Annotated in this window: 11 protein-coding genes; 7 read left to right on the top strand and 4 right to left on the bottom strand. The window is 71.9% G+C overall.

Going from position 1 to position 11626, the window contains the following annotated elements; genetic code table 11:
• Positions 1 to 393: 393 nt before the first annotated feature.
• Positions 394 to 2451: an NPCBM/NEW2 domain-containing protein gene (locus tag ACGFW6_RS36195; protein WP_393519858.1), complete on the bottom strand. Its 2058-nt coding sequence runs from the start codon at positions 2449 to 2451 to the stop codon at positions 394 to 396.
• A gap of 203 nt (positions 2452 to 2654) precedes the next feature.
• On the opposite strand from ACGFW6_RS36195, the gene ACGFW6_RS36190 reads away from it, so the two are divergent.
• From ACGFW6_RS36190 to ACGFW6_RS36180, 3 genes are all read left to right on the top strand, one after another.
• Positions 2655 to 3641: a TIGR01777 family oxidoreductase gene (locus tag ACGFW6_RS36190; protein WP_393519855.1), complete on the top strand. Its 987-nt coding sequence runs from the start codon at positions 2655 to 2657 to the stop codon at positions 3639 to 3641.
• 42 nt (positions 3642 to 3683) lie between these two features.
• Entirely contained in the window at positions 3684 to 4013 is a 330-nt protein-coding gene (locus ACGFW6_RS36185; RefSeq protein WP_393519852.1) for a hypothetical protein, read from the top strand.
• Between the two features lie 145 nt (positions 4014 to 4158).
• Complete coding sequence (locus tag ACGFW6_RS36180) at positions 4159 to 5202, top strand: NUDIX domain-containing protein (protein ID WP_393519849.1); 1044 nt, start codon at positions 4159 to 4161, stop codon at positions 5200 to 5202.
• 106 nt (positions 5203 to 5308) lie between these two features.
• Here ACGFW6_RS36180 and ACGFW6_RS36175 read toward each other — a convergent pair whose 3' ends face one another.
• A complete protein-coding gene (locus ACGFW6_RS36175) occupies positions 5309 to 6664 on the bottom strand; it encodes a dipeptidase (protein ID WP_393519846.1) in 1356 nt (451 codons plus the stop codon).
• 134 nt (positions 6665 to 6798) lie between these two features.
• Here ACGFW6_RS36175 and ACGFW6_RS36170 point away from each other — a divergent pair, with 134 nt between their 5' ends.
• A complete protein-coding gene (locus ACGFW6_RS36170) occupies positions 6799 to 8037 on the top strand; it encodes a geranylgeranyl reductase family protein (RefSeq protein ID WP_393519843.1) in 1239 nt (412 codons plus the stop codon).
• A gap of 13 nt (positions 8038 to 8050) precedes the next feature.
• Here the strand turns inward: ACGFW6_RS36170 and ACGFW6_RS36165 are convergent, their stop codons facing one another.
• Positions 8051 to 8500 (bottom strand): nitroreductase family deazaflavin-dependent oxidoreductase, encoded by a 450-nt coding sequence (locus tag ACGFW6_RS36165; protein WP_393519840.1) that lies wholly within the window; start codon positions 8498 to 8500, stop codon positions 8051 to 8053.
• A gap of 133 nt (positions 8501 to 8633) precedes the next feature.
• Between ACGFW6_RS36165 and ACGFW6_RS36160 the strand changes: the two genes are divergently transcribed.
• The 3 genes from ACGFW6_RS36160 (at position 8634) to ACGFW6_RS36150 (ending at position 11346) form a co-directional block, all read left to right on the top strand.
• Positions 8634 to 9326 (top strand): TetR/AcrR family transcriptional regulator, encoded by a 693-nt coding sequence (locus ACGFW6_RS36160; RefSeq protein ID WP_393519837.1) that lies wholly within the window; start codon positions 8634 to 8636, stop codon positions 9324 to 9326.
• 116 nt (positions 9327 to 9442) lie between these two features.
• The gene (locus ACGFW6_RS36155; protein WP_393519834.1) at positions 9443 to 10684 is read left to right on the top strand and encodes a sensor histidine kinase; all 1242 of its coding nucleotides are present in this window, start codon (positions 9443 to 9445) and stop codon (positions 10682 to 10684) included.
• The gene (locus ACGFW6_RS36150) at positions 10681 to 11346 is read left to right on the top strand and encodes a response regulator (RefSeq protein WP_393519831.1); all 666 of its coding nucleotides are present in this window, start codon (positions 10681 to 10683) and stop codon (positions 11344 to 11346) included. The genes ACGFW6_RS36155 and ACGFW6_RS36150 overlap by 4 nt, the downstream gene beginning before the upstream one ends.
• Here ACGFW6_RS36150 and ACGFW6_RS36145 read toward each other — a convergent pair.
• Complete coding sequence (locus ACGFW6_RS36145) at positions 11307 to 11591, bottom strand: DUF6332 family protein (protein ID WP_393519828.1); 285 nt, start codon at positions 11589 to 11591, stop codon at positions 11307 to 11309. The two genes, ACGFW6_RS36150 and ACGFW6_RS36145, sit on opposite strands and share 40 nt — an antisense overlap.
• Positions 11592 to 11626: the final 35 nt, after the last annotated feature.

Below are 11626 nucleotides of genomic sequence, written 5' to 3'. Positions count from 1 at the left end.
CCCCCCCCGCCCCCCCCCCCCCCTTCCCCCCCCCCCCCCCGCCGCGGCCCCGACCCACCCCCCACCGCAGGCGCTACACAAGCCGACACCGAACCCGCACAGGCCGCCGCAGGCATCCCGCCCCTCCACGCGCGGACGTTGCACGAGCCGACACCGGACCCGTACAGGCCGCCGCAGGCATCCCGCCCCTCCACCCGCGGACGCTGCGCAAGCCGACACCGGACCCGCACAGGCCGCCGCAGGCATCCCGCCCCTCCACCCGCGGACGTTGCACGAGCCGACACCGGACCCGTACAGGCCGCCGCAGGCATCCCGCCTCCACCCGCGGACGTTGCACGAGCCGACACCGGACCCGCACAGGCGCCGCAGGCATCCCGCCCCCTCGCGCAACGCTCAGCAGATCAACCGAGCCTCCGCCCAGTCCCCGTGGTCCGACGTGATGCCGTCGTCGCCGTCGGTGGCGACCAGTCGGACGACCCGGGCGCCGGTCACGTCGGCCGTGAGCGGCTGGGCCGGCATCGCGTTGGTGAGGACCCCGGTCGAGGCGGCCTTGGCACCGTCCGCCCAGATCTCGAAGGCGACGGTGCCGTCCGCGCCCTCCTCGTCGTCGACCCCGACCTGCGCGGTCACCGTCTCGCACGCCCCGCCGGCGTAGTACTCGACCGCGCTCTCGGCGTGCACACCGAGCCCCGTGCCGTACACGACGCCCCCGATGGTGATCGGATGGCCGTCACCGGCGTCGCTCTCACCGTTGCTGGTGTCGCGCTCGACCGGACCCCACCCATTCGTGGCCGACAGCCAGGTGAGGTCACCGAGCTCCGACGTCCCCGAAGGCGGTGGCGCCACCACGGTCGCGCTCAGCGGCAGCGCGCTGTCCACACGCACGCCGGTCGGCGAGCGGTAACTCGCCCTGAGCGTCAGACCGTACGCCCCCACGGGCGTCCCCGCCGGCGCCCTGACCGCCCACTTGGTACGCAGGGACCGCCCGGTCGGAAGCGTGGGCGAGGTGGTCGGCGACGTCGCCTTGACGGACCAGCCCTCGGGCCCGCGCAGCGTCACGGACACAGACCTGGCGGCCGTACGCCCGAGGTCGGTGACCGTCGACGTCAGCACCACCGTCCGGCCCGCCTCGACCAACGGACCACCCTCCAGGCCGAGTTCGACGGCGGGCGGGTGCTGCGCCCACCGGCCGTCGGCGTGCACGCGGACCAGGACCGTGCCGTGCGCGGGGACGGTCGCGGAGATCGTGCCCGCGGTGTTGTAACTGCGGTGCTGCCACAGGTCGCGCATCGTGTACCCGTCGGCGGCGGGAAGGCCGACCGCCGACGCGCTCGTGGTGATCCGCTGGGCGGTGCCGGACTCGTTGAACAGCGCAACCGCACGACTGCCGTCCCGCATCTCCTTGGCGACGACCCAGCGTCCGCCCTCGGAGGAGACCACAGCGCCCTGCTTGCCCAGCGGGTCCTGGTCGACCGCGATGACCTCGCGGTTGCCGAGGATCTCGAAGGTCTCCTCGGAGGCCGACCGCAGATCGGAGCCGATCAGCAGGGGCGCCGCCATGATCGACCACATCGAGAAGTGCGAGCGGTACTCGGTGTCCGTCATGCCGCCGTTGCCGACCTCCAGCATGTCCGGGTCGTTCCACCGCCCGGGGCCGGCGTGCGGCGCGAGCGGCAGGTTCTGCTTGAGGATCGACAGCATCGAGCCCCAGTTGTCGCTGATGTCACCGGTCGTGCGCCACAGGTGGCCGACGTCGGCGGCCCATTCCCAGGGCTTGTTCTCGCCCCACTCGCAGATGCTGTAGACGATCGGGCGGCCGGTGGCCGCGAGCGCGTCGCGCATGGTGGTGTAGCGCTGCTTGGCGTCCACGCCCTGGTTGTTGCAGTTGTCGTACTTGAGGTAGTCCACGCCCCAGTCCGCGAACTGCTGGGCGTCGCTGTACTCATGACCGAGGGCGCCGGGGAAGCCGGCGGTGTTGCAGGTCTTCGTGCCCGCGCTCGTGTAGATACCGAGCTTCAGGCCCTTGGCGTGCACGTAGTCCGCGACCGCCTTGATCCCGCCCGGGAAGCGGACCGGGTCGGGCACGAGCTTGCCGTTCGCGTCCCGGCTGGGCAGTGCCCAGCAGTCGTCGAGGTTGACGTACTCGTATCCGGCGTCCTTGAGGCCCCTCTCGACGAAGAGGTCAGCGATCCCCTTGACCATGGCCTCGTTGAACTCGGCCCGGCAGTGGGTCGAGTTCCAGTTGTTGAAGCCCATCGGCGGGGTGAGCGCGAGACCGTCGTCCACGGCGGATGCGGCGTCCACGGCTTCCACGGCGCCCACGGCGTCCACCGGGGCGGCGGCGGGTGCCGCGCCGGCCGTCGGGACGGCGAGTCCGGTCACGCACAGCAGCCCCGCCGCGAGCGCGCCGAGCAGTCTTCTTCGGGTTGTGCGGGTGTGAAGGTGACGCATCGTTACGTTCCTCCGAACCAGCGGTATCGGGATGACGCGACAACGACATGTACGCGTCATAGTTCGCTCACGGTAGAACCTGTCGGAGTGTGTTGGAAAGTGGTGCGTAGCGGAACCTGTGTGCGTGGCGCATTCTCGACGGCCCGCTTTTTGAACATGTTCAACACTCTGCGATAGGCTCGCTCCCTACCGAGGGGGAGCCGATGAAGATAGTGATTCCCGGGGGAACCGGGCAGGTGGGCACGATCCTGAACCGCGTGCTGACCGCGGCGGGCCATGAGGTCGTCGTCCTGACCAGACGGCCCACGCGCGAGCGCGAGGTCGCGTGGGACGGGCGGACGTGGGGTCCGTGGGCCGGGGAGATCGACGGCAGTGATGTCGTGATCAACCTCGCCGGGCGCAGTGTGAGCTGCCGCTACACCCAGGCCAATCTGCGGGCCATGATGGATTCGCGGGTGCACTCGACGGAGATCGTGGGCGAGGCGATCGCCGCTGCCGCCCGGCCGCCGGGGGTCTGGCTCCAGATGAGCACGGCCACCGTCTACGCCCACCGCTTCGACGCCCCGAACGACGAGGCCACCGGTGTCATCGGGGGCGCCGAGCCCGATGTGCCGGACTACTGGTCCTACAGCGTCGAGATCGCCAGGGCCTGGGAGCGGGCGCAGGAGGTGGCCGACACGCCGCGGACCCGGAAGGTCGCCCTGCGCTCCGCGATGGTCATGAGCCCCGACCGCGGCGGCGTCTTCGACGTCCTGCTGCGGCTCGCGCGGCTGGGGCTCGGCGGCCCCGTCGCGGGGGGCGGGCAGTACGTCTCCTGGATCCACGACCGCGACTTCGTCCGCGCGGTGGAGTTCCTGGTCGAGCGGGAGGACCTGCGCGGACCGGTGAACCTCGCCGCTCCGGGGCCCCTGCCGCAGCGCGCGTTCATGCGGGAGCTGCGCTCGGCCTGGGGTGTCCCCGTGGGCCTGCCCGCGACCAGGGCGATGGCCGAACTCGGCGCCTTCGCCCTGCGCTCGGACACCGAACTGCTGCTGAAGAGCCGCCGTGTCGTGCCGGGCCGGCTGCTCGCCGAGGGGTTCGGCTTCGAGTACGCCGGCTGGCCGGAAGCGGCCCGGGATCTCGTACGACGGCGGCGCGGCGACCGGGGCCGGGCCGGGGCCGAGGGCGCGCTGGTGTCCGGTTCGTCCTGAGGCGGAGCGTGACTCCGGGGCCGTTTCACAGTTGAACCGGTCATGAAGAAGCGCAGCATGCTCGCCATCGCCTCCCTGGCCACCGGATTCGTCGTCGCGGCGGTCACCCCGTCCCACTCGGTCGAGAACTCGGGCACCTCCGGCACCGGGTCCCCTTCGGCCGGACTGCCCGGCACCACCGGTGGTCAGCTCAAGGCCGCCGGCCTGGACATGAGCGGCAAGAAGCTCGGCGGCCTCGGCACCACCGGCACGACCAAGCTCGCCGGGGTCAACGTGGACCAGGCGCTGGACACCTTCGGCAAGGCGATCAACCGCGAGACGGACCGGGCCGTGAACGACGCCCCGCACGGGAAGCCCGGAAAGAAGGGCTGACGAGCCCGCCGACCCGACCGCACGGCGCCGCCGCCCCGCATCCGAGGGGGCTACGGCGCCGTTGTCATGCGCCCTCTACGAGAGCTGGTTTCCGTGGCAGGGTGGAGCGGGCAAGCCACAGGGGGCCAATAGAAGAGGGGGAAACGTGATCGTCTGGATCAACGGCGCTTTCGGTGCGGGGAAGACCACCACCGCACGGGAACTGATCGAGCTGATCCCGAACAGCACGCTCTTCGACCCCGAGGTCATCGGCGGAGCTCTCACCCACCTGCTCCCGCCCAAACACCTCACCGAGGTCGGTGACTTCCAGGACCTGCCGATCTGGCGCCGTCTGGTGATCGACACGGCCGCCGCCCTGCACGCCGAGCTCGGTGGGACCCTCGTGGTCCCGATGACGCTGCTGCGCCAGGAGTACCGCGACGAGATCTTCGGCGGTCTCGCCGCCCGCCGCATCACCGTCCAGCATGTGCTCCTCGCCCCGGCGGAAACGATCCTGCGGGAGCGAATAGCGGGTCGGGAACTCCCGCCGGAGCTGCCGGACGGCGAGATACGGATCCGGCAGTGGTCGTACGACCGCATAGAGCCCTATCGCGCCGCGCTCGCCTCCTGGCTCACCGCCGACGCCCATCCGGTCGACAACAGCGGCCTGACGCCGTACGAGACCGCTGTCCGGATCGCCGAGGCGGTCGGTGACGGGACGGTTCCCGTCTGCGACATCGTGCAGACGCCCGAGCCCACCGCCGAGACCGTCGCCGCGGGCGTCCTCCTCTTCGACGAGCAGGACCGGGTGCTGCTCGTGGACCCCACGTACAAGGCGGGCTGGGAGTTCCCCGGAGGTGTCGTCGAGCGCGGCGAGGCACCCGCGCGGGCGGGCATGCGCGAGGTCGCCGAGGAGACGGGGATACGGCTCGACGACATACCGCGGCTCCTGGTCGTGGACTGGGAGCGGCCCGTGCCACCCGGCTACGGCGGTCTGCGGCTGCTCTTCGACGGTGGCCGGCTGGACTCCGAGGAGGCCGCACGCCTGCTGCTGCCCGGTCCCGAGCTGCGCGACTGGCGCTTCGTGACCGAGGAGGAGGCCGCCGAACTGCTGCCGCCGGTGCGCTACGAACGGCTGCGCTGGGCGCTGCGGGCACGTGAACGCGGGGCCGCGCTCTATCTGGAGGCGGGCATTCCGGCGCCTTCCTGAGCGATCCGCGGCTCGGCGCCGGGGAACGGCGTCAGCCTGCGGCGAGGTCGGTGCGGGCGGTGAGGAGTCGGGTGCGGGCACGCACCCGTCCTCACCGCCCCCGCCCTCAACTCGCCGCGTAATTCACCAGGAACAGCGCCTCGGCGACCGACAGCCGCTCCAGCTCCTGCGGGGACACGCTCTCGTTCACGGCGTGGATCTGCGCCTCCGGCTCGCTCAGGCCGATCAGCAGGATCTCCGCGTCCGGGTAGAGGGCGGCGAGGGTGTTGCACAGCGGGATCGAGCCGCCCTGACCCGCGTACTGCATCTCCTGACCGGGGTACGCCACCGCCATCGCGTCCGCCATCGCCTGGTACGCGGGGCTGCCGGTGTCGGCGCGGAACGGCTGGCCCTGGCCGGTCTGCTCGGTGCGCACCCGGGCGCCCCACGGCGTGTGGTTCTCCAGGTGGGCCTGGAGCAGCTTGGTCGCGTCGGCCGCGTCCACGCCCGGCGGCACCCGCAGGCTCAGCAGGGCACGCGCGCTCGACTGCACCGACGGGGTGGCGCCGACGACCGGCGGGCAGTCGATGCCGAGGACCGTCACGGCGGGGCGCGCCCAGATGCGGTCGGCGACCGTGCCCGAGCCGATCAGTTCGACGCCGTCGAGGACCCTGGCGTCGTCACGGAACTGCTGCTCGTCGTACTGGAGGCCCTGCCACGACGACCCGCCGGTCAGCCCGTCCACCGTCGTCGAACCGTCCTCGGCGCGCAGCGAGTCCAGGACACGGATCAGCGCGCCGAGCGCGTCCGGGGCGGCGCCGCCGAACTGGCCGGAGTGCAGATTGCCTTCGAGCGTGTCGATCTGCACGCGTACCGCCGTCATGCCCCGCAGGGTCGAGGTGACCGTCGGCAGCCCGACACGGAAGTTGCCCGCGTCGCCGATCACGATGGTGTCGGCCGCCAGCAGGTCGGGGTGCTCCTCGGCGTAGCGCTCCAGACCGCCCGTGCCCATCTCCTCCGAGCCCTCGGCGATCACCTTCAGGTGCACCGGCACGCCGCCGTTCGCCTTGAGCGCGCGCAGTGCCAGCAGGTGCATGATCAGGCCGCCCTTGCAGTCGGCGGCCCCGCGTCCGTACCAGCGGCCGTCGCGCTCGGTCAGCTCGAAGGGCGGGGTGCTCCAGGCGGCCTCGTCCAGCGGGGGCTGCACGTCGTAGTGGGCGTACAGCAGGACCGTCTTCGCGCCCTCGGGTCCGGGCAGGTAGCCGTACACCGACTGCGTGCCGTCGGGGGTGTCCAGCAGGGCGACGTCCTCGAAGCCCTCGGCGCGCAGCGCGTCGGCGACCCAGCGGGCCGCTCCCTCGCTCTCGCTCTTCGGGAACTGGTCGAAGTCCGCCACCGACTTGAACGCCACCAGTTCGGTGAGCTCCGCCCGCGCCCTGGGCATCAGCGAGGCGACGGTCTCGGCGACCGGATTCGACGACATGGGCACGCTCCTTGTGGGTGCGACGTTGTACCTGTGAGTGCTGTGATCCTCCCACAGCGGCCTGCGACGATGCCCGCCGTAGGATGCGGAGGGACAGCAGCAGGCGGCGGCTTGATCGGGAGCAGTAGACCATCGTGAGCAGCGAGAACTCTTCGGCGGACGACGTGCAGCAGGTGTGGGACGTCGTCGTGGTGGGTGCGGGACCGGCGGGGGCCTCGGCCGCGTACGCGGCAGCGGTCGCCGGACGGCGCGTACTGGTGCTGGAGAAGGCCGAGCTGCCCCGCTACAAGACGTGCGGCGGCGGCATCATCGGCCCCTCCCGTGACGCGCTCCCGCCCGGCTTCGAGCTGCCCTTCCGGGACCGGGTGCACGCGGTGACGTTCTCGAACAACGGCCGCTTCACCCGTACCCGCCGCTCCAAGCAGATGCTGTTCGGGCTGATCAACCGGCCCGAGTTCGACCAGCAACTCGTCGAGCACGCGCAGAAGGCGGGTGCCGAGCTGCGGACCGGCGTCACCGTGCAGCGCGTCGAGCAGCACGGCTCGGCGGTGCCGGACCGGCGCTCCGTCGCGATCGTCCTGCAGGGCGGCGAGACGCTGCTCGCGCGGGCCGTGATCGGCGCGGACGGCAGCGCGAGCCGCATAGGGGCCCATGTCGGGGTGAAGCTCGACCAGGTGGATCTCGGCCTGGAGGCGGAGATCCCGGTGCCGGAGACGGTCGCCGAGGACTGGAAGGGCCGGGTCCTCATCGACTGGGGCCCGATCCCGGGCAGTTACGGCTGGGTGTTCCCCAAGGGCGACACGCTCACGGTCGGTGTCATCTCTGCGCGCGGCGAAGGCGCCGCGACCAAGCGGTACTTGGAGGAGTTCATCGGCCGGCTCGGCCTCGCCGGTTTCGAACCGAGCATCTCCTCCGGGCACCTGACCCGCTGCCGTGCCGACGACTCCCCGCTGTCGCGCGGGCGTGTGCTGGTGTGCGGCGACGCGGCGGGACTGCTGGAGCCGTGGACGCGCGAGGGCATCTCGTTCGCGCTGCGTTCGGGGCGGCTCGCGGGGGAGTGGGCGGTGCGGATCGCCGAGGCGCACGACGCGGTGGACGCCCGGCGCCAGGCACTGAACTACGCCTTCGCGATCAAGGCGGGACTCGGCGTCGAGATGAGCGTGGGCAAGCGCCTGCTGACGGTGTTCGAGCGCCGTCCCGGGCTCTTCCACGCGGGTCTGACCGGTCTGCGGCCGGCGTGGAAGGCGTTCATGGACATCACCCGCGGGTCGACGTCGCTCGGCGAGATCGTGCGCGCCCACCCCATGGCCCAGCGCGCTCTGACCGCGATGGACCGCCGCCAGGTGCCGGCCGGCGACGAGGCCACCACCTGAGGGGGAGGCCGGCTCACTTCCGCACGGTGATCCGGAAGACCGGGTGGTCGGGGGCGGCGGCGATGATCTCCTCGTCGGAGGACTTCGCGGTGACGCCCTGGAAGTACTGGTTGACCTCCCAGCCCCACTTCTCCAGATAGGTCCGCAGGATCGGGAGCTTCTCCGCGTCGGGAAGCTCCTGCGCGGTGAACTCACGGACCTTGCGGCCGACCCGCAGCTCCCCGCCCCCGGCGGCGCGCATGTTGCGCACCCACTGCGAGTGGCCGCGGGCCGAGACGAGGAACTGCCCGCCGTCGTGGACGTGCGGATTGACCGGGATGCGCTGCATCCTGCCGCTCTTGCGCCCGCGCACCGACATCTCCGCCGTGCCCGCGATGCTGAGCCCGTGCCGGGCCAGCCAGCCGACGATGCCGTTGAAGCGGACGTTCAGCGAACTGCCCTTGAGGTAGTAAGGCGACGACATGGAGACCCCCAGGAGATGAGTTGAGAGAGCACTGCTCTCGCTTGAGAGCAGTGTGCACGAGAACGTCGATCCAAAGCAAGAGCAGTGCTCTCGATTATGTGCACTGCTCTCCTTTCATGGGAGACTGCCTCACATGAGCAGCACCGCACAGGGCGCCCGCGCCCGCGCCAGGATGGAAGTCACCGCGGCCATCAAGGACGAGGCCCGCAGACAGCTCGCCGCCGAGGGCGCGGCCAAACTGTCGCTGCGTGCCGTGGCCCGCGAACTCGGCATGGTCTCCTCCGCGCTCTACCGCTACTTCCCCAGCCGGGACGACCTGCTGACCGCTCTCATCATCGACGCCTACGACTCCCTCGGCGAGAGCGCCGAAGCCGCGCACGCCGAGGCCGCGGACGCCGGTCCGGTCCGGCGCTGGACGGTGGTGGCCGAGGCCGTCCGCGCGTGGGCGCTGCGGCATCCGCACGAGTACGCGCTGATCTACGGCTCACCCGTGCCCGGGTACATCGCCCCCGACACCACGGTCCCGCCCGCCTCCCGCGTCGGTCTCCTCCTCATCGGCATCCTCCGCGACGCCCACCAGGGACCCGGCCTCACCGAACCGCAGGCCCTGCCCGCCGAACTGCGCCCCGAGGCCGAGCGCATGGCGGCCGATCTGGCCCCCGACCTCCCGCCGGCGACGGCCGTCGCCCTCGTCGAGGCCTGGGCGCAGCTCTTCGGGCTCGTCGGGTTCGAGCTGTTCGGCCAGTTCAACCGCGTCGTGGAGGACAGGGAACCGTTCTTCCGGCACGCCGCGGTCCGGCTCGCCCACGGGGTCGGTCTGGTGTGAACCGCGGGGCAGCGCGTCCGGAAGTTGGAGGTGGGGGACGTACTTCGCCGGGAGTAGGCGTGATCACCACGCGCGGGTGACGCCGCCCGGCGGCCGACGCGTCTAGCGTGGCGGACATGGAAGAGCAGCAGGGACCGCGCGGCGGTCCGCCGATGTGGTGGCGGCACGGGCCCCCGTGGTGGAACCGGTGGGAGGACGGCGAGGCGCGCGTTCAGCGCCGGCCCTGGCGCTCCACTCTGCTGATCACGTTCTTCGTGATGGCCGGCTCGAACTACGCGGCCCGGGGCCAGCACGACCGCGAGGACCTCGACCCCTTCGCCCGCGTCCTGCTGCTCGTGGCCGGCGGGCTGCTGCTGTGGCGCAAGCGTCACCCCGTGGCCGTCGCGTTCGGCACGACCGCGGCCGCCATGCTCTACCTCGGCGCCGGATACCCCTACGGTCCGGTCTTCCTCACCGTCGCCGTCGCCTGCTTCAACGCCATCGTCATGGGGCACCGCAAGGCCGCCTGGACGGCGGTCGGAGTGCTCTGGATCGGTCATGTGCTGGTGGCCCACTGGCTGTACCAGTGGCTGCCGCCCTCCGGTGATCCGGCCGCCCCCTGGGGCCAGGAGGGCGTGATCGCCGCCTGGGTCGCGGCGATCGTGGCGGTGTCGGAACTGGCCAGAACGCGACGCGAGCAGTGGGTGAAGGAACGGGTCGAGCGGGCGCAGGCGGCCCGGCGGCGGGCCGACGAGGAACGGCTGCGGATCGCGCGTGAACTGCACGACGTCCTCGCGCACAGCATCTCCGTCATCAACGTCCAGGCCGGAGTCGGCCTCGCGCTGCTCGACACCGACCCCGAGCAGGCGCGCACGGCGCTCACCACCATCAAGGCCAAGAGCAAGGAGGCGCTCGGCGAGGTCCGCCAGGTCCTCGACACGCTGCGCACCCCCGGGGACGCCCCGCGCGCGCCGGCCCCCGGCCTCGACCGGCTGCCCGAACTGGTGCAGCAGGCGGCGAGCGCCGGCCTCAACGTCGAGGTCGAGGGCGAGCCGCCCCGCCTCGCGCCCGGCACCGACCTCGCCGCGTTCCGGATCGTGCAGGAGGCCCTCACCAACGTCGTACGCCACTCCGGATCGCGGCACGCGCGCGTACGCCTCGACCACGGCGACGGCGCGACACTGCGCCTGCGCATCGACGACGACGGACCCGCGACCGGCGCCGACGCGGGCGGCAGCGGCAACGGGTTGGCCGGAATGCGGGAGCGGGCGGCCGCACTCGGTGGCACGATCGAGGCGGGTGCTCGCGACGACGGCGGGTTCCGGGTGCTCGCCGTGCTTCCGCTGAAGGCCCCTGCCGAGACGAAGGAGGACCGGTGATCCGCGTACTGCTCGCCGACGACCAGTCACTGGTGCGGGCCGGCTTCCGGGCGCTGCTCGACGCTCAGCCCGACATCGAGGTGGCCGACGAGGCGGCCGACGGCGAGGAAGCGCTGCGCAAGGTGCGCGAACTGCGGCCCGACGTCGTCCTGATGGACATCCGGATGCCGCTGCTCGACGGACTCGCCGCGACCCGCCGGATCACCGACGACGACGCCCTGGCGGACGTGAAGGTGGTCATGCTCACCACCTTCGAACTCGACGAGTACGTCTTCGAGGCCATCCGCTCGGGCGCCTCCGGCTTCCTGGTCAAGGACACCGAACCGGAGGAACTCCTGCGTGCCGTACGGGCCGTGGTCGAGGGCGACGCGCTGCTGTCACCCGGTGTGACCCGCCGCCTGATCGCCGAGTTCGCCGCCCGCTCCAAGGAACCCGCGGCGGCCGGCACCCTCACCGAACTCACCGAGCGTGAGCGGGAGGTGATGGCGCTGGTCGGCATCGGCCTGTCCAACGAGGAGATCGCCCGCCGCCTGGTGGTCAGCCCGCTCACCGCGAAGACCCATGTCAGCCGCACCATGGTGAAGCTCGGTGCCCGCGACCGGGCGCAACTGGTGGTGCTGGCCTACGAGTCGGGATTGGTGCGGCCCGGCTGGCTGGGCTGAGACTCCCGGCGGAACCGCGTCAGGACGCTGACGACGCGGGCGAAGAACAGCACGAGAGCGGCCGTGGTGCCGACACCGACCAGCGTGCCGCGGGTGCCCTTCGACAGGTCGAAGACGTACCCCGGCCCGACGATCGCCGCGAACAGCAGCGCCGCCGCGAACGCCGCGCTGAACAGCGCGTACCCGATCTCGACGGTGATCGCGTCCCGCTCGGCCTGTCCGCGCCGTCCCCCGTGATGGTCCATCCCTCGAGTCAAACAGGGGGCGCCCGGCGGAGCAA

The sequence above is a fragment of the Streptomyces sp. Y7 genome, from assembly GCF_043195415.1.
Classification (GTDB): Bacteria; Actinomycetota; Actinomycetes; order Streptomycetales; family Streptomycetaceae; genus Streptomyces.
This window is presented reverse-complemented; position numbering and strand designations above follow the sequence as displayed.

What these genes read in the sequence shown, in the direction of transcription:
- ACGFW6_RS36195 (WP_393519858.1), bottom strand. Translation starts at nt 2,451, where the DNA reads ATGCGTCACCTTCACACCCGCACAACCCGAAGAAGACTGCTCGGCGCG.
- ACGFW6_RS36190 (WP_393519855.1), top strand. Translation starts at nt 2,655, where the DNA reads ATGAAGATAGTGATTCCCGGGGGAACCGGGCAGGTGGGCACGATCCTG.
- ACGFW6_RS36185 (WP_393519852.1), top strand. Translation starts at nt 3,684, where the DNA reads ATGAAGAAGCGCAGCATGCTCGCCATCGCCTCCCTGGCCACCGGATTC.
- ACGFW6_RS36175 (WP_393519846.1), bottom strand. Translation starts at nt 6,664, where the DNA reads ATGTCGTCGAATCCGGTCGCCGAGACCGTCGCCTCGCTGATGCCCAGG.
- ACGFW6_RS36165 (WP_393519840.1), bottom strand. Translation starts at nt 8,500, where the DNA reads ATGTCGTCGCCTTACTACCTCAAGGGCAGTTCGCTGAACGTCCGCTTC.
- ACGFW6_RS36160 (WP_393519837.1), top strand. Translation starts at nt 8,634, where the DNA reads ATGAGCAGCACCGCACAGGGCGCCCGCGCCCGCGCCAGGATGGAAGTC.
- ACGFW6_RS36155 (WP_393519834.1), top strand. Translation starts at nt 9,443, where the DNA reads ATGGAAGAGCAGCAGGGACCGCGCGGCGGTCCGCCGATGTGGTGGCGG.
- ACGFW6_RS36145 (WP_393519828.1), bottom strand. Translation starts at nt 11,591, where the DNA reads ATGGACCATCACGGGGGACGGCGCGGACAGGCCGAGCGGGACGCGATC.